At 41.5% G+C, this 17,793-nt stretch carries 17 protein-coding genes and 1 CRISPR repeat array; of the genes, 7 read left to right on the forward strand and 10 right to left on the reverse strand.

All coding sequences use genetic code 11. The annotated features are described in order from the left end of the window. Window positions 1-492 precede the first annotated feature (492 nt). Window positions 493-1,020 carry a hypothetical protein gene (locus tag NWP17_RS15500; protein ID WP_280655773.1) on the forward strand — a complete coding sequence of 176 codons (528 nt, stop codon included), beginning with the start codon at window positions 493-495 and terminating at the stop codon, window positions 1,018-1,020. A gap of 177 nt (window positions 1,021-1,197) precedes the next feature. On the opposite strand, the gene NWP17_RS15505 is transcribed toward NWP17_RS15500, so the two are convergent. The 5 genes from NWP17_RS15505 to fabI all read right to left on the reverse strand — a co-directional run bounded on the left by NWP17_RS15505 (window position 1,198) and on the right by fabI (window position 6,741). Further along, window positions 1,198-2,040 carry an SPFH domain-containing protein gene (locus NWP17_RS15505; protein WP_280655774.1) on the reverse strand — a complete coding sequence of 281 codons (843 nt, stop codon included), beginning with the start codon at window positions 2,038-2,040 and terminating at the stop codon, window positions 1,198-1,200. A gap of 493 nt (window positions 2,041-2,533) precedes the next feature. Continuing rightward, entirely contained in the window at window positions 2,534-4,039 is a 1,506-nt protein-coding gene (locus NWP17_RS15510) for a polysaccharide biosynthesis/export family protein (protein WP_280655847.1), read from the reverse strand. A gap of 220 nt (window positions 4,040-4,259) precedes the next feature. Next, window positions 4,260-5,231, reverse strand: coding sequence for an ABC transporter ATP-binding protein (locus NWP17_RS15515; protein WP_280655775.1), 972 nt, complete (start codon window positions 5,229-5,231; stop codon window positions 4,260-4,262). Window positions 5,232-5,287: 56 nt separating this feature from the next. Further along, entirely contained in the window at window positions 5,288-5,920 is a 633-nt protein-coding gene (gene hisB, locus NWP17_RS15520) for an imidazoleglycerol-phosphate dehydratase HisB (RefSeq protein ID WP_280655776.1), read from the reverse strand. Window positions 5,921-5,964: 44 nt separating this feature from the next. Further along, window positions 5,965-6,741, reverse strand: coding sequence for an enoyl-ACP reductase FabI (gene fabI, locus NWP17_RS15525; RefSeq protein ID WP_280655777.1), 777 nt, complete (start codon window positions 6,739-6,741; stop codon window positions 5,965-5,967). A 375-nt stretch (window positions 6,742-7,116) separates the two neighbouring features. Here fabI and ntcA point away from each other — a divergent pair, with 375 nt between their 5' ends. The 3 genes from ntcA (at window position 7,117) to NWP17_RS15540 (ending at window position 9,777) form a co-directional block, all read left to right on the forward strand. Continuing rightward, window positions 7,117-7,788 (forward strand): global nitrogen regulator NtcA, encoded by a 672-nt coding sequence (gene ntcA, locus NWP17_RS15530; RefSeq protein WP_280655778.1) that lies wholly within the window; start codon window positions 7,117-7,119, stop codon window positions 7,786-7,788. Between the two features lie 133 nt (window positions 7,789-7,921). Further along, window positions 7,922-9,307 carry a DUF3084 domain-containing protein gene (locus NWP17_RS15535; RefSeq protein WP_280655779.1) on the forward strand — a complete coding sequence of 462 codons (1,386 nt, stop codon included), beginning with the start codon at window positions 7,922-7,924 and terminating at the stop codon, window positions 9,305-9,307. A 29-nt stretch (window positions 9,308-9,336) separates the two neighbouring features. Then, the gene (locus NWP17_RS15540; protein WP_280655780.1) at window positions 9,337-9,777 is read left to right on the forward strand and encodes a pre-16S rRNA-processing nuclease YqgF; all 441 of its coding nucleotides are present in this window, start codon (window positions 9,337-9,339) and stop codon (window positions 9,775-9,777) included. Here NWP17_RS15540 and NWP17_RS15545 read toward each other — a convergent pair. Continuing rightward, complete coding sequence (locus NWP17_RS15545) at window positions 9,774-10,037, reverse strand: DUF3146 family protein (protein ID WP_280655781.1); 264 nt, start codon at window positions 10,035-10,037, stop codon at window positions 9,774-9,776. The two genes, NWP17_RS15540 and NWP17_RS15545, sit on opposite strands and share 4 nt — an antisense overlap. A gap of 88 nt (window positions 10,038-10,125) precedes the next feature. Here NWP17_RS15545 and pdxH point away from each other — a divergent pair, with 88 nt between their 5' ends. Continuing rightward, window positions 10,126-10,767, forward strand: coding sequence for a pyridoxamine 5'-phosphate oxidase (pdxH, locus tag NWP17_RS15550; protein ID WP_280655782.1), 642 nt, complete (start codon window positions 10,126-10,128; stop codon window positions 10,765-10,767). 276 nt (window positions 10,768-11,043) lie between these two features. Further along, window positions 11,044-11,739: direct repeats of the CRISPR family, unit length 37 nt; unit sequence GTCACAATGACACTTAATCCCTATCAGGGATTGAAAC. Window positions 11,740-11,828: 89 nt separating this feature from the next. On the opposite strand, the gene NWP17_RS15555 is transcribed toward pdxH, so the two are convergent. The 3 genes from NWP17_RS15555 to NWP17_RS15565 all read right to left on the reverse strand — a co-directional run bounded on the left by NWP17_RS15555 (window position 11,829) and on the right by NWP17_RS15565 (window position 14,011). Next, window positions 11,829-12,731 (reverse strand): DUF3153 domain-containing protein, encoded by a 903-nt coding sequence (locus tag NWP17_RS15555; RefSeq protein WP_280655783.1) that lies wholly within the window; start codon window positions 12,729-12,731, stop codon window positions 11,829-11,831. A gap of 231 nt (window positions 12,732-12,962) precedes the next feature. Next, window positions 12,963-13,262 (reverse strand): ferredoxin, encoded by a 300-nt coding sequence (locus NWP17_RS15560; RefSeq protein WP_280655784.1) that lies wholly within the window; start codon window positions 13,260-13,262, stop codon window positions 12,963-12,965. Window positions 13,263-13,711: 449 nt separating this feature from the next. Further along, on the reverse strand, window positions 13,712-14,011 hold the full coding sequence (locus tag NWP17_RS15565) for a ferredoxin (RefSeq protein WP_280655785.1): 300 nt from the start codon (window positions 14,009-14,011) through the stop codon (window positions 13,712-13,714). A gap of 391 nt (window positions 14,012-14,402) precedes the next feature. Here NWP17_RS15565 and NWP17_RS15570 point away from each other — a divergent pair, with 391 nt between their 5' ends. Beyond that, on the forward strand, window positions 14,403-15,422 hold the full coding sequence (locus NWP17_RS15570; RefSeq protein WP_280655786.1) for a Gfo/Idh/MocA family protein: 1,020 nt from the start codon (window positions 14,403-14,405) through the stop codon (window positions 15,420-15,422). After that, window positions 15,419-16,180, forward strand: a complete 762-nt coding sequence (gene map / locus NWP17_RS15575) for a type I methionyl aminopeptidase (protein ID WP_280655787.1) — start codon at window positions 15,419-15,421, stop codon at window positions 16,178-16,180. Before NWP17_RS15570 ends, map begins: the two co-directional genes overlap by 4 nt. A gap of 61 nt (window positions 16,181-16,241) precedes the next feature. On the opposite strand, the gene NWP17_RS15580 is transcribed toward map, so the two are convergent. After that, window positions 16,242-17,579: a pentapeptide repeat-containing protein gene (locus NWP17_RS15580; RefSeq protein WP_280655788.1), complete on the reverse strand. Its 1,338-nt coding sequence runs from the start codon at window positions 17,577-17,579 to the stop codon at window positions 16,242-16,244. Between the last annotated feature and the right edge of the window lie 214 nt (window positions 17,580-17,793).

Raw genomic sequence — 17,793 nt, forward strand, 5'->3', positions numbered from 1 at the left:
GCAAAATTGGCTTTTTACTGGAGTTTAGTCTCGGCGCGACGCTTCCGCCGCACCGAGACTGATTGTGCCAGTTATGTTATTTATTGTAGTACAATAATACTATATTCTAGCGATCGCCTGTGCCAGTTGCGTAAGTCCTGCTCTCTTTAATTCAATACTTGTTTATGGCATTAGTTACTGCCGGATTAATGGGACTGAATTTAACCGGTATGAGTAAATAACCCTCATCTAGTCTGAAGTCCAGTTTTAAAATACGGTAGCGGGCAAGATGTTTACTGAGCGTAGTCGATAGCTTATGTGGCGTAGCCATAGTATGTTCGCACCACCAAATTTTTCCCGGCGTATGGTAGCGAGCAGGATGCTCGCACCACCAAATCTTTTTATTTATATAGTTGTATATGGTTGATTTACCAGCAACCTGCTGTAAAATAACTCGAAATCGATTTAACCCCTTAACAGGTGACTAGCCATGGTCAGTAATAATAATTTAGAATGGGACTAAAGATTAAACAAATATGGGTAAACTTCCTGTCATTATTGCCAGGAACAACATTAACAGTTACAACCATAGCCATAGCCTTTTTACGCTTCTATGACCAACAAGACTTCAGCATCCTCGGAAAAATCGCCCACCCCCGGACATGGAGTAACAGACTCACCGTGGCAGCCATCCTGGTGGCAATGGTTGCTTTCGGCGTTGAGTGGAACCGTAGAAATAGAGAAACAGCACGCCTGGATGAATCAGAGAGAACAAGAATCGCAGAAGCAGCACGAGTTGAGAATGAGCGAACTCAGGCAAGACAACGAGAGGCTCGACGAGATTATATTGCAGCTGAAGAAAGAAACCGAGCAAGTGAAGAAAGAAACAGAGCAGATAGAGAGAGAGAACGCGCGGTTAGCCGAGCTAGAATCCAAAATAGATGGATTATTCTTCAAATACAACATCAACTGCAACCCACAGGACAAACCAGAGCAGCCTTGAGGGACTTTATGGCTTTTCTACGGGAATATGGAGAATAGAAACATAATGAAGTGCTTTACAGCACATTTCATATCAACAAGTACCGTAGCGGGCTAGATGCCCGCACCACGTATTGCACAAAATTGAGGTACACCCGTAGCAGGACATATGCCCGCACTACGAAGATTTTTATGATTTATACTTGTAGTCAGTTTACCTACAATCTGCTGTAATATTTAAACATTACCATTTTCAGAGTTTTTGCTCCCAGTGTCTTTGCTTATAGAGTCAGCAATTAACTGATCATAAACTTCATTGGTTTTACTGGGGTCTATGAAGACAATTTTAGCATTATTACTCTCACCCAGTCTTTGGCTAGCCACGACATAATCCTGCGCCACAAGATATCTTAGGATTTCTTTGCTTTCAGGATGAGAGCGTAAGGCTTCGGAAATTATCTGCATTGAGGTTTGGGTTCCTTGCGCTCTCTTAATAGCGGCCTCACGTTCTCCTTCTGCTTCCGACACCAGCGCCCGTTTTTTGATTTCCGCAGCTCGCTCTTCTTCCATTGACTTTCGCACACTCTCAGGGGGTGTAATGCTTTGAATATCTAAGCGGATAATCTGCACTCCCCAATCTTCTGTTATTTGATTCAATTTATTTAAAATGGCTGCGTCCATTTCCATACGGGACGTATTAGTTTGTTCTAGGGTGTTTTGGGCGATGACTTCCCGGAGTGTAGTTGTGGCTAGTTGGGTCAGAGACCCTTGGAGATCGTCGATTTCGTAAAAACTTTTGACCATATCTGTGATGCGCCAAAACAGAATCGCATCAACTTCTAAGTAAATGTTATCTTTGGTGATTACATTTTGAGGTTTGATGTCTAAAAACTGCTCGCGTGTTGTATCCTCCATGACAATCTGATCCACCAGAGGTACAATAAAGTTAAGTCCTGGGGAAAGTTGGCGATGATACCGCCCCAACCTTTCTACTAGGGCTTGGTTACCCTGATTGACGAGTTTTGCAGATGCTAAAGCATATCCTATCAACGCTAAGACTATGGCGATAATTGGCTCCATATATTCTCCTGTTCAGCTTTTGGGCAAATTTAGCAACTTTATTAGTTTATACCCATATTTCAGTTTAATATTTTTCTTCTGTAATTTTATGTACATTAATGAAGTGGTTTGCTCAAAAATCACTATAGAATTTTTAGGTTTTATATAGGTTTTATATAGGTTTTATATAGGCAAAATATTTTGGCAGAATGGAATTAATTGTCAATAGCTTATGCTGATAAGTAGCTAGTATATGGTTATTATATTAACATATAGCATTTCCTCAAGTCCTGATCGCTGCTTAATATCGCTGCTTAATACAGTCCCGCTAAGGATGTACGTCACTTAGGCAAAATTCCCTGTAACATATTTTTAGTAATTTAATTTACATAATATATTAAATATTTTCACAAATTACCCACCAACATAGGTTTGAAGTTGCAATTTATTTCAAACTAGCCCTTGGTTATTGCTAGTAAGTCTCGGCAACTTCAAACTCATGATTTTTTTCAACCTAAAAGAAACCAAATATAGCCCTGAACACCCCTAATAAACCGCCCAGAGGATTAAGGACCGCACCGACACTGTCTCCAGTTCGGGCTAAAGCAGAACGGTTAACAATGATCACATCATTGTTGCGGACTATGGGATTAGTTTCTTCGTTAATTTCCTGAGAGAAATCAACTTTGACTTGCCGCTTAGTGACAGAACCATTAGGGTTAAGGCGGACTAAATCCACAGTGGTTGTTTTCGCTCGAGCATTGTTAAACCCGCCTGCTGCCAACAATGCCTGATTTAATGAGCTATTAGGTTTAATTTGTACGGTTCCGGGGCTTTTGACCTCCCCTACCACACCAACTTGAATTGTAGCAGGAGACAAAGTAGTAGTAGCTAATTGAGTAGCTTCTGCTGTGTTGACTTCAGTAGCAATGGGGATGACAATTGTATCTCCGTCTTGCACAAAAACATCTTGATTGAGATCGCCAGTTTGCAATAATTCCCACAGGTCGATATCTATAGTTTGTTCTGAACCAGTTCTGGTGGGTCTGCGCAACTTCAGGTTACGAACGTCAGCTTGTGATGTAATTCCTCCAGCTAATTGCAATGCTCTCATCACAGTGGGTAAACCACCAGCACCTGGTTGTTCACCCCCACCACCAACTAGATATGAACCAGGACGGTTAACTTCACCAATAATCGCCACAGTGCGGGCTGTACCGGGGTTAGCGGCAAAGTTAGCAGAAAATAAATTACGTGCTTCTGCTAAGTTAAAATTAGTTGCAGTAGGTACAAAAATGGTGTCGCCATCTCGTAAGGTAATATCCTGATCTATCTGACCTGTCTGGACTAGTTCCTTTAGATTAAGATTAACAACTTGCTGGGAGGAGTTTCCTATTTTACGTCTTAATTGCACTTGAGTTACATCTGCGGCTAAGGTTACACCCTGAGCTATGGTCAGTGCAGCTAATACAGTAGGATATTGTACACCAGGATTATTACCTGCCCCTCCTCGTAGGCTCAGAGTATAAGCCCCAGGACTGGTCACTTCTCCAGCAACCAAAATATTGATGGGACGGGGTGACAATAGGTTAACTGAAATTAGGGGACGTTTGAGAAACCGAGAATACCTCTTGGCGATTTCATCAGCCGCCTGTTCCGTTGTCAGACCCAAAACGCTAACACTACCAATTAAGGGTAGGTTGATGGAGCCACCAGGAGGTATTTGGTATTCGCCAGTATATTCTGGTACTTCAAAAACATTAACACGAATGAGATCACCGCCCCCTAATGCGTAATTAGTGTTAATTTTTGTAGTCGCTGATAGTTGTTGTTCTGTTGGTAATATCGGTTGTTGACCTGGTGATTCTGGTTGGAGTGTGGGGAAAATTGGTAGTGGTGTTTGGGCTACGGGTTTTCCCTGTCCGAGAGTGGCTAAAGGACTACCAAAATTGACAGCAGTTAATAAAGCCGCACCTAAAAATGGTTGGGTGAAGAATTTCATCAAACCTGTTTTAAACATATTGACTTGAGACTCTGAAACTGTAATTGGCATAGTTGTCTAAATATTTTAATCTCGACTATACTTCATTCCTGAAGTTCCTAGATTTAATCCCCCCAACATTCTTATTTTCCTCATCCAGTTTAATTGTCCGGATATTTGTGATATTTATGCTTTCGTCCTTAAATTCTTACTAAAGTGGAGTTCATCATAGGTTCATAAATTTCCCTGTAATTTTAATTTATTGATTTGGTTCTAACTGCTGCATAAAAAAATCTTCTAGGGAATGACGAGATAAAGTCATAGAAATGATTTGCCCTTTCATTAAACGGAAACTGGCAAGAAAATCATAGTAATCTTCCCGAATTGTACCTTGCCAAGAACCATCAGGCTGAAAAACTAAATTAGGTATCCACTGTTTGAGAACCTCGGAGTCACCCCCCCGACCTTTAATATGATATGTTTGCTCATTCCCTAGGAGTTGATCTAAAGAACCGGAACAAATGACTTCACCTTCAGATAGGATAGCTACGCGATCGCAAATTTTTTCTACTTCACTCAGGACATGGCTATTAAAAAAGACGGTCTTACCTGCGGATTTCAAGGATAGGATAATTTCCCGCATTTGGTAGCGTCCCAAAGGATCCAAACCAGACATAGGTTCGTCTAGAAATATCAATTCAGGATCATTAATCAGTGCCTGTGCCATGCCCACACGCTGTAACATTCCTTTAGAATAGCGCCGCATGGGCTTGTTACGAGCATCGGCGAGGGATAAACCCACTAATTCCAGCAATTGAGGGATTCGTTGAAGTTGTACACTGTGAGGAATTTGGAATAATCCCGCGGCTAGCTCGAGAAATTCCCAACCTGTGAGATAGTCATATAAATAGGGGTTTTCTGGGAGGTAGCCAATTAATTGCTTGGTATGGCCATCGCCCAGGGGCTTACCTAATAATAAACCTCTTCCGGAAGTAGGGCGGATAATTCCCAATAAAAGTTTTAACAGGGTAGTTTTACCAGCCCCATTTGGTCCGAGTAAGCCAAAGGTTTCCCCTTGATACACCTTAAGGGAACAGCTTTTGAGAGACACTACCTTTTGATTCAGCCAAAAACCCGTGCGATAAACTTTTCGCAAATCAGCAGTTAGGACTACTGGTGGGCGGTCAATATTATCCTGTTGAGAATTAAGGATGTCTACACTAGACTTCATAGTCACAACTACCACTACCAACTCATTATACAAGTGTTTTTTGTGGTTTTCTCATACTACAGGATACCCTTAGAACTAGGAATTGTACCAGCACGACGAGAGTCAATTTCCAACGCCATTCGGGTGGCTCTAGCAAAAGCCTTAAATGTCGCCTCAATAATGTGATGGGAGTTAATACCACTCAGTTGTCGAATGTGTAATGTGATTTGGCTATGGTTAACCAATGCGACAAAGAACTCCCGCACCAGCTGAGTGTCATAAGTTCCCACTTTCTGAGTAGGAATTTCCAAACCATAGCTGAGATGAGGTCTACCGGAAAAGTCCAAAGCCACCTGTACTAAAGCTTCATCCAATGGAGCGAGAAAATGACCGAAACGAGCGATACCCTTTCTGTCAGCGAGGGCTTGATGGAAAGCTTGCCCCAAAGTTATGCCCACGTCTTCATTAGTGTGGTGGTCATCAATTTCCCAGTCTCCCTGGGCTTGAATGTTTAAGTCAATTAGCCCATGGGAAGCAATTTGATGCAACATATGATCCAAAAAAGGAATCCCTGTTGCCGCCATGCAGATACCAGTACCATCTAAGTTGATAGTAACTTTGACATCAGTTTCGCCGGTGGTGCGATGCACAGAGGCAATCCGATCTGGGCGAGAAGAATTAGAATTAATTTGGCGATCGCTTGTTTGCATAAATGGAGAGGGGAAAATGGCGAGGTAATATCAATGATTAATTATTACATTCCCATAATTTCATATCCTGCATCTACATACAAAACTTGCCCCGTGATGCCACTAGCCAAATCGCTAGACAAGAAAGCAGCGGTATTGCCTACTTCTTGCTGAGTAACAGTGCGCCGCAGGGGAGCTACTGTTTCCACATGGTGAATCATATCTAAAATTCCCCCCACTGCGGAGGATGCCAATGTGCGTATTGGACCGGCAGAAATAGCATTTACGCGTATGTTTTCCGGTCCCAGTTCAGCCGCCAAATAGCGTACACTAGCTTCTAATCCAGCTTTAGCTACTCCCATGACATTATAGTTAGGAACTGCCCTGACACCGCCCAAATATGTCAGAGTGATGATGCTACCTCCTTCCGTCATCAGGGGTTTAGCTGCACCGCTTAACTGTACTAGGGAGTAGGTACTGATTTCCAAGGCGGTTTTGAAACCAGAACGTGAGGTGTCGCTGAAACTACCACTTAAATCATCTTTGTTAGCGAAGGCTAAACAGTGGATGAGGATGTCCAATTTCCCCCACTTATTCCCAACCTCCTCAAAGGTAGATTTTACCTGTGCGTCATCTTGGACATTGCAGGGAACAAATAAGCTGGGGTTCAGAGGTTCCACCAATTCCCCAACTTTTTTCTCCATCTTGCCCCGATCATCTGGCAGGTAAGTAATACCTAGGTTAGCTCCGGCTTTATGCAGTTGTTGAGCAATGCCCCAGGCAATGGAGCGGTTATTGGCAATGCCTGTAACCAGGGCATTTTTTCCAGTTAGGTCAAGCATAGAAATTGTGAATATGATCAATCATTAGGAGCATACTAGAATCTGAGACAAATTTATCTTGGTTCTGCAAATTATTTGTAAAAATGATCAGTAGGCAAAGGGTTTTGGGTAAAACATCTCCCAATCATTCTAAAGTTATTCTCAAGATATGGTGAATCTTTACGCAAAAAACCTGATCACCACAAATGTGCAAGTACTTATGACAATTACTAGCTAAAAACATCAAAAATTATGTATCATTATGAACAATAAAGTATGAAGTTATGACGTGGAGTATAGGAACGTACAGAAAGGTTGACGGTGTTTTATTGATTTTTCAGGTGTATTCTTAGGTAATCAGTTTTTGTTTTTCTGGCATTGGGTAGGGGAAGGGAGATGATCGTGACACAAGATAAAGCCCTAGCAAATGTATTTCGTCAGATGGCGACCGGAGCATTTCCTCCAGTCGTAGAAACATTTGAACGCAATAAAACAATATTTTTTCCCGGCGATCCTGCTGAACGAGTTTATTTTCTTTTGAAGGGTGCTGTGAAACTTTCCAGGGTATACGAAGCAGGAGAGGAAATAACGGTAGCACTGCTGCGGGAAAATAGTGTTTTTGGTGTGTTGTCATTATTGACGGGAAATAAGTCCGATAGATTCTACCATGCAGTGGCATTTACCCCCGTGGAATTATTGTCAGCCCCCATTGAACAGGTGGAGCAAGCGTTTAGGGAAAATCCAGAATTATCAATGTTAATGCTACAAGGCCTATCCTCCCGGATTTTACAGACAGAGATGATGATTGAAACCTTGGCTCACCGCGATATGGGTTCGAGATTGATCAGTTTTCTGTTAATTCTTTGTCGTGATTTCGGTGTTCCTGGTGCAGATGGGATTACGATTGATCTCAAGCTATCTCATCAGGCCATCGCTGAAGCCATTGGTTCTACTAGGGTAACGGTGACTAGGTTACTAGGAGATTTGCGCGAGAAGAAAATGATTTCTATCCACAAAAAGAAGATTACCGTACATAAACCTGTTACCTTAAGTAAGCAGTTCACTTAAAATTCACCTAAAATTAATTGGGGAAGGTAAATAACTAGCTGTGAGTATTTTCAGCTATTGCTTATTCTCCGCCTTCCACAAGACAATGACTAAAAGTAGTAGGCTGTATCTGGAAACGTTGCGGTAGCTGAAGATGACCACCGGGTACATCCTGATAGCGGCGATTTTAATTTTGGGGGGCGTAATTGCCACCGTGGGCGATCGCATTGGCACACGGGTAGGCAAAGCGCGCCTCTCACTCTTTAACCTTCGTCCCAAAAAAACGGCAGTACTAGTAACTATATTTACTGGTGGATTGATTTCGGCATCAACATTAGGGATATTATTTGCTGCGGATGAAAAATTGCGGCAAGGGGTATTTGAACTAGAAGATATTCAAAAAGAACTGCGAAATAAGCGCGAACAGCTAAAAATTGCAGAAAATGAGAAAAGTCAGGTAGAAACTGAGTTAAACACAGCTAGAACTGAACAAACCAAGGCAGAACGAGATTTACAAAGAATTAATAAAAGTTTACAAGCAGCTAACGCTAAACAAAAAGCAACACAAACCCAACTTCAACAAACCCAAAGCCAGCTAAGTGAAATAGTCAATCAGTATCAAGAAGCTTTAACTGAACTACAAAGCGTTTACGATCAAATAGAAACATTGCAGGCGGCTATTGAAGAATTGAAGCTGGAACGGAAACGACTTTATACAGAAGCTAAAACAGCTATTGACCAACGCGATCGCAAAATTGCCCAACTTGATAGACTGATCAAAAAACGCAATCAGGAAATTGCTTTGCGGGAACAAGTGATTACTACTAGGGAATCTCGTGTACAGGAATTAGAAAGACAACAGAATTATTTAGAACAAGAAGTGGCAAGACTGGAAAAATATTATCAGTCATACCGCGACCTACGTTTAGGGAAACTAGCACTAGTTCGCAATCAAGTTTTAGCAGCCGACGTAGTTCGCGTTAATCAAGTTAGTGCAGCCCGTCAAGCAATCATACAACTTTTGCAAGTGGCTAACCAAAATGCCAACCTTCAACTAACTGAACCTGGAGAAAAGCCCACAAATAAACAGCTTTTGCGAATCACTGAAGAAGGAGTAGAACAACTTAGCCGAAAAATTAACGATGGTCGAGAGTACGTTGTGCGAGTTTTCTCTGCTGGTAATTATGTTAGGGGAGAAAACCAGATCGAATTTTTTGCCGATGCAGCCCCAAATCAACTAGTTTTTTCACAAGGGGAGATATTAGCAACAACCACTGCTGATCCCCAAACCATGACATCTTATCAGCTATCCCAAAGACTTGATCTGCTGATCTCCGCTTCGGAATTTCGCGCCCGTAATGCGGGGATTGTCGAAGGTGTGTTAAGGGAAGGTGCTCATTTACGCTTTTTCTTACAACTCAGACAGTATGATCAACCATTGGAAATCAAGGCGATCGCCATGGAAGATACTTATACAGCAGGTCCTTTAAGAATAAAACTGTTGGCAATTTTCAATGGTGTAGTTGTTTTCAGCACCTAAAAATATAAAAATGCAAATGAGTATTTATTATGACCTTTAATGAATTTTCTCCAAGTCAACCAGTTATTTTAGGCTTTGACCCAGGCAAAGATAAGTGTGGTATAGCAGTTATGGGACTAGATAGACAATTATACTATCATCAAGTGGTGACCGCACAAAAGGCTATCCCCACCATTGAAACACTGCGTCAACAGTTTCCGGTTTCGTTACTGGTGATGGGTAACCAAACCACAGCTAAACAGTGGAAAAAACAACTGGCGGAAGTATTGGTAGAGCAGGTGAATATTATTCTAGTGGATGAGCGCTACTCTACTTTAGAGGCACGCGATCGCTATTGGCAGATGTATCCACCCAGAGGGCTAACCAAACTTTTACCACAGGGGATGAGACAGCCGCCAAGACCCATAGATGACATAGTTGCTCTACTCTTGATTGAAAGATATTTAAATCGCCTAACTACCAATGACTAAAGTTCAGCCCTAATAGTAAAAGCATAATCTCCTCCCGGCTCCAGCTGATAATCCTGTTGTTCCAAAAAACGACCAAGAGGTTCTTTAATCAGCGCCCGACCTTGGGAAGGCTTAACGGAAAGTTCTCCCCGGCGAAAATGCCATTGGAAATGCCAATGGAAGTTACCTGCACTGACTTCACCCTCAAGAAAGCCGAGTTGCCACGATTGACGGATAATTCTCACATGGGCGGTAGTTTCTGGAAGACGTTTAGCACTCACAATTCTTGATTTGACTTGTGGGATATAAGCCCAAAAAAATAGGCTACTTCTCTTATTTACCAAAATTAACTTAAATATACCAACTGACATGGACAAAAATGTAGCTGATCTTCGCAAAGATTACACCTTGCAGAGTTTGAGTGAAAGCGATATTAACCCTAATCCTGTGATTCAATTTAAAAAATGGTTTGATCAAGCCAATTCAGCCCAACTTCCCGAACCTAATGCCATGACTCTGGCCACTGCTAGACCAGATGGTCAGCCTTCAGCTAGAATGGTGCTACTCAAAGATTTCGACCACAGGGGCTTTGTTTTTTTCACCAACTACAATAGTAATAAAGGACAAGAACTAGCAGCAAACCCCCAAGCAGCTTTAGTTTTTTGGTGGGCAGAATTAGAACGCCAAGTCAGAATTGTGGGTACTGTAGAGAAAATTTCCCCACAACAGTCTGATAGCTATTTTGAAATGCGCCCGCCAAGTAGTCGTTTAGGTGCGTGGGCTTCTAATCAAAGTGAGGTAATTGTTGGGAGGGAGATTTTAGAGCAACAATTGCAGGAGTTTCAGAGTAAATATGAAAATCAGGAGATTCCTAGACCGCCTCATTGGGGAGGTTATCGAGTGATTCCCACAGCCATTGAGTTTTGGCAAGGTCGCCCCAGTCGTTTGCACGATCGCTTGCTCTATACTCGCCGGGGTAATCACTGGGAAATTCAGCGTTTATCCCCCTGAGAACTTTTGGATTTCAGATTCAATTTAGCGTCAACCAGTAGGTGTTTTATTGATACATAGTAAAAAAGTCTCCCCAACCCTGACTACATCTACATTTTCAGCCCTCATACCTAAAATCAGGTTGACGCAACTCCCCAAACCCTTGTTATTCAAACTTTTTAGCTTTTTTTTCTATTTTCCTCTTGACAACTCAGTTCCTGAAAAGCTATATTAAGATCAGATTGACGGAACAGAACCTTGAAAACCAAATATATCAACCCTTCCAGGTGCGGGCGGGTCACAATGACACTTAATCCCTATCAGGGATTGAAACGTTGGTGATTCTGACGATGACGAAGATGACGAAGAGTCACAATGACACTTAATCCCTATCAGGGATTGAAACGTGCTTGGGATGTGGGGGATGATTGATTAATAATTGAGTCACAATGACACTTAATCCCTATCAGGGATTGAAACGGCTATGGAAGTAAATCGTCGAAACTAGAACACCGGGTCGTCACAATGACACTTAATCCCTATCAGGGATTGAAACTAGTACACCTAAACTCAATAAGCTCAGGCATCTCAGTCACAATGACACTTAATCCCTATCAGGGATTGAAACGGTGAGGCTTGGGTATCCATTCCTGGGAGTACTTTTGTCACAATGACACTTAATCCCTATCAGGGATTGAAACTTGACGCGATCGCCGGTGGAAGCATCTTTGATGATGCTGTCACAATGACACTTAATCCCTATCAGGGATTGAAACGTTCTAATCCCTATGGGTATTAGATTTGGGCTGAAGTCACAATGACACTTAATCCCTATCAGGGATTGAAACCAGACTTTAACTTACGCGGCTGGGGAAGCTGAATCGTCACAATGACACTTAATCCCTATCAGGGATTGAAACTCATGCCAGACCAGGGCAATCAACAATACTTCTTCCGTCACAATGACACTTAATCCCTATCAGGGATTGAAACCATAGATTATGTGGAATATGCTAATTTAAGATTTCAGTCTTAACCAAAATCTTAAATAAATCTAAAATTACTGCACTTTGCCCTAGGGCTTAATCTGTAACTGGTACTTCTGTATCAGGTGGAAACTGGACTCTAGGATCTGGCATAAAACTATATCTGAGGTAAATTCCTCCCCAGATGAACAGGATAATTAACAAACCACCAATACCTAGGGGATTAGGTAACCAAAAAACAACCTCTATGTGATTTAATTCTCCTGGTATAAGCTGCCATACTAATTGTTTCCCTTTTTTCTGGGGTTTGATGGCTGTTTCCGTTGGTTGGATATTTTTAGCCCCCCAAGGAGTGTTTAAGCTAAATTTTAAATTGAGAATTGATTGAGTGTCAGATAAGACGTTACCTCTACTGGCAATTAAAGAGAGCGATCGCAAGTCTAAATCATAAATTAGTCGGTTTTTAACTAAAAACACAAAATTCTTCTGATCTATAAGTATGTTAGATGCAATTCTCGGAGAGTTTGCTTCAGATATTTGGTTTGTAAACTTAGTTGTTTCATTGGTACGATAGTTAAAGAAACTGTTGAATTTCTCCTGCAACTCTTGACCATTACTGAAAGGTATTTTCACAATAATTTCTGCTGGTGAAATACGTTGTGTATGACCTTCTAGTTTGCCGGCGCGGCGTTCAATGCTATGTAACCACTCATATACAGAATCACCACTAAAGCTAGTGAGTCTTTCCCCCAACTTTATATGCTGTACTATTTCGCCACGGTTTGAGTTACTAAAGTTCAGTCCTGCATCATATTCAACACAACCAGTTAGCAGCAGCGATGTTAACAGTACCAGCCACAAAATAGGATTTTTTATAGGCAAGAAGCCCTTGATGAGATTTTGACTAATTAGCTTTAGGAATATAGCCATTTTAATCAGCACAAAGCCCAATGATCTGATTAATTTTAGGAAAATCTTGCTGAAAATAGAATAATTCATTTACATATCTCCCAAAAGACCTATTTATTTTAGCTAATCTTGACCGCTACTGGTTATATATGATGTTTTGGGCGTACTGACTCAATTACCAAATAAATCAACAACCCTCCTCTATTATTTCGCTAATGCTCGATATATGTGGGAGGGTGTTTTGCTGCGCTCCCGCAATTCCTATCAACACTAACCCAGAGTAAGTTCGGTGTGAGTATCCTTGCGGGAACAGATAAATTCTTAGTACAGTTCTTCCTCTTTGTGAGTTTCGATTACACAGTCAGAAGTTGGTTTAGCAACACAGGTTAGCACATATCCAGCTTCAATCTGGTCGTCATCCAAGAATGACTGGTCTGACTGGTCAATACTACCTGAAACAAGTTTACCAGCACAAGTTGAGCAAGCACCAGCACGGCAAGAATAGGGTAAGTCAAGGTCTTTTTCTTCTGCAATATCCAGAATAATTTCATCGTCGGGACAATCGAAGGTTATGTTTATGCCCTGTTCTTCGTTAATTAAGGTGACTTTGTAAGTAGCCATTTAGTGATCCTCTCTTGTTCAAACGGCAGTGTAAGCTATCAGTCAAGCAAACTATGGGGCGTAAATTATGAGATTAGCCCCCAGTTTTAAATTGCTTCAATTCTGATACTACGGGAAAAATTACAGGTTTTAACTGGAAATTGTTTCCGATTAGTAATAAAATTGATTTATTCCAAAATGATAAGTTTAACTTATATATAACCTTTCTTAAACACGTGAGATACAACAGATGATTGGATTTAGCAGTACAAACAGCTGATGATGGAATATACCATGCACCAATTTTACAACATGAACACGTTGATGATGTATATGAAAAAAGCTAAGGAATTAATCACCTTAGCTAAACTACCTAAGTAAAGTATTAAAAGTGTAACAAATCAAACTTTTACAATGCTAAGATCCAGCCTGAAGGCAAAACCAGAGTGTTTGTGGGGACAAGTGAACTTTTAGTACAACTCTTCCTCTTTGTGAGTTTCGATGGTACAGTCAGAAGTTGGGTAAGCAACGCAGGTCAGTACATATCCAGCTTCAATCTGGTCGTCATCCAAAAATGACTGGTCAGACTGGTCAACAGTACCTGAAATAAGTTTACCGGCACAAGTTGAGCAAGCACCAGCACGGCAAGAATAGGGTAAGTCAAGACCAGCTTCTTCCGCAGCGTCCAGAATATACTCATCATCCGGACAGTCGATAGTTTTGTTTAAACCCTCTGGTTCGCTAATTAAGGTGACTTTGTAAATAGGCATTTAGTAATCCTCTCTTGTTCAAACGGCAGTATAAGCTATCAGTCAAGCAAACTATAGGCCTTGGTGTATGAGTTTAGTCGCCAGTTTTTAGTTGCCAGTTTAGTCGCCAGTTTTTAGTTGCCTCAATTCTGATACTACGGTAAAAATTACCAGTTGGAACCGGAAATTATTTCTCATTAGTAATGAATTTGAGTTATGCAAAAATTATAAGTTTATCTTATATAGTGCAGTCAAAAGACAATCCACAAGGGGCGCGGTTTTGCTCTAATGTTGTATGAAAAAGACTTTTCGCACTCCAGAAACTGAAGTTAGAGTATAGATCATCTCTGAACCCAGAATTGGGCAGATTCTATCAAGTGCGAGAAAGTCAAAAACAAAACTTGTGATGATCATGTATAATATAGAGATGAGTTTAAGAACAGGAAAAGTGCGTGTAGGCTTGGTTGGTACTGGATATGCCGCAAAGTCACGCGCTGACGCGTTGCTGGCTGATAATCGCACCGACCTAGTGGCTATCGTTGGTCATCAGCCAGAAACCACAGCAAAATTTGCCAAGGAATACCAAACAGAAGCGTTAAGTTCTTGGCAAAATTTAGTAGAGCGGCAAGATATTGACTTGGTGGTGATTTCTACCATTAATCGCGATCATGGTGCGATCGCTCGTGGGGCAATATTACAGGGAAAACACGTAATTGTCGAGTATCCCTTGTCTGTGGATGCAACCGAAGCTGAGGAACTAATAACTTTAGCCAAGAACCAAAATAAACTCTTGCACGTTGAACACATCGAACTGTTAGGCGGATTACATCAGGCTTTGAAGCAAAACTTAACCCTAGTTGGCGATATTTTTTATGTTCGTTACAGCACCATCAACCCCCAACATCCCGCTCCCCGCAAATGGACTTATAGCCATGAAATGTTTGGTTTTCCTTTAATTGGGGCGTTGTCGCGATTACATCGCCTCACTGATTTATTTGGTCAAGTTTTTTCAGTTAACTGTCATCAGCGATACTGGGAAACAGAACAGGATTACTATCAAACCTGTTTTTGTATTAGTCAACTGTGCTTTGATAATGGAGTTTTAGCACAAGTAGTTTACGGCAAAGGGGAAACCCTTTGGCAACCAGAACGGAAATTTGAGATTCACGGAGAAAAGGGTGGTTTAATTTTTGATGGCGACACAGGAGTTTTAGTCCAGTCGGGGGAAACAACTCCCATAGAAGTTGGGACTCGTCGGGGTTTATTTGCTAAAGATACAACTATGGTGTTAGATCATATTTTTAATGGCACTCCTTTGTACGTCACCCCAGAGTCAAGTTTATATACTCTTAAAGTGGCCGATGCTGCCCACAGAGCAGCACAAACTGGTTTAACTATATTTATGAAAGATTTTGGTAGCGAAAATTTATGAAAACGGAAACAATTGTCATTTTATCCACACGAGAAATTGAGAAAATGCGTCAAGCAGGACGCTTGGCGGCTGAACTTCTACACCACTTAGAACCCATGGTCAAGCCGGGAGTTACAACTCTGGAAATCAATGATGAAGCTGAACGTTGGACACAAGCCCACGGTGCTAAAAGCGCTCCTTTAGGTTACAAAGGCTATCCTAAGTCAATTTGTACCAGCGTTAATGAGGTAGTCTGTCATGGTATTCCTAATGCAAAGCAGATTCTCAAAGATGGGGATATTATCAATATTGATGTCACATTGATTGTTGATGGCTACCACGGGGATACATCCAAAACATTTTTTGTTGGTGATCCTTCCCCAGAAGCCCGCAGACTGGTGGAAGTAACCGAAGAATGTCGCCGCTTGGGTATTGCTGAAGTTAAGCCTGGAGCCAAAATTGGCGATATTGGGGCTGCTATTCAAGAATATGCCGAAGCACAAGGTTTTTCTGTGGTGCGAGACTTTGTAGGACACGGGATTAGTAATATTTTCCACACTGCCCCAGATATTCCCCATTATGGCACACGTGGTAAAGGCAAACGTCTTAGACCGGGAATGGTTTTCACCATTGAGCCGATGATTAACGCCGGTACTTGGGAAGTTGAGGTACTCAGTGATGGCTGGACGGCTGTAACTCGCGATCGCCGACTTTCAGCCCAATTTGAGCATACCTTAGCCGTCACGGAAACAGGGGTAGAAATTCTTACCCAAGTGTAGGTATTAAATCAGGTATTATTCCTCTAGTTGATTAATCCAAAATCCAAAATCTCAAATTGATTCAGCGGCCTAACTTATTGGGGATTCCCTCACAACCACCGGGAATAGTAGCTCTAGTTTTTTCTCCACCCCAAGCACAACAATACTGACGGTTTATTTCCGATAGGCGCTGTACATTAGTAAAATCAGCATTTTCTACAACAGCGCCAGTGCATTCCCCAGTTTCATAATTTGGGGCTGCACTACGACTGCGGGGTGATGCTAATGCGACTGAACCATAAAAAAAACGAGTCCCATTTAAATCAGCACCACTGATATTAGCATTGTATAAGATAGTGCGGGCAAAATTAGTTTTTACTAAGTCACAATTGCTGAGATTAGCACGAACAAGATTAGCTTCACTCAAATCAGTCCAGCGCAAATCATTATGGGAAAGATCAGCTGCGGCTAACATTACACCCAAGTCAATCACCCGTAAACCTTCTAAACGGTCCTCTTCGTAACCCCCCATACCATCGAGAATAGCTCTACCCAAGCGGCGATCGCGTTTGAGGGGAGTTAGTAATTTAGATCGGGAAAGAAAGCGAATAATTTTCGCCTTACCACTACCATCTACACTGCTAAATATAGCAGCTGTGCGTCCCTCCGCAATGGCGCGTTCTTGCGGCCAATCCTCTAATAATCCCTCCTCATCTAATACCAAATCTGAGATACCTTGGAAATAAGAATCTATTGTTTGCTGCTGAGTAATAAGATTTTGCTGAACCGTGAGTAGGTTTTGTTGAATTGTCAAGTCTTTGGAAATGACATATTGTCGCCATGCTACATAAACGGCAATAATGGCAATGAGAATTTGCCCCAAAGCACCAAACCATTCTGCTAAAGTCCCGGAAACTTCCCAGTTAATTTGCCTTCCCCAAATTACCAAGCGGTAGCCTAAGCCAGTAAACTTGAATAAACCAATAATCCCCACCATTAGCCCCACAAAAGCCACCAATAGGGTTTTATCTTGGGATGACAACCACTTTTGCACCACATATTCCCACCATGGCCATAACATAGTCACCGATAGACCCAGGGTAATCACTGTTCCCACTATGCCCATGAACCAATTATTGATCACCAGCGCCACAAAAGTAATGGCGATGGCTAGTAAGGTAAACAGTAATGCTCTGGGCTTGACAGTGAATTGACTAATGGTGTACTTTTTGATGTAGGAATGGGCTTGTTGTAGGGCATGGGTATTTTGGGGAGACTGTAAAGACGCAAGTTCTGCTAACTTTTGTTGTGCTGCTAGTGCATCTGAGCTTAAGTGATTGTCACCCGTACCACTGTCAAAATCATCTGGGGGTAAAGGTTCTGAGTTTGGTAAATTGGATGTGTTAGAATCATTCATCATGTTTAATATTTTGATCCAAAAGGTTCATATTTGTTATACATAAATTTCTTACTTACAGTCAGTACCAGATTATCCATCACCAGTTAGCCATATAGTTAAAAACTCACTGCACATCTGGCAGTTATGGATGAAACATTCATAAATTAGCAGAGTTAATGTCTAAAATCAGAAAAAATCAATGCAAAAACTGAGTGTCTTTTTTGGTAATATTATA

Origin of the sequence: Chrysosporum bergii ANA360D (assembly GCF_029891735.1) — a bacterium.
Lineage (GTDB): Bacteria > Cyanobacteriota > Cyanobacteriia > Cyanobacteriales > Nostocaceae > Umezakia > Umezakia bergii.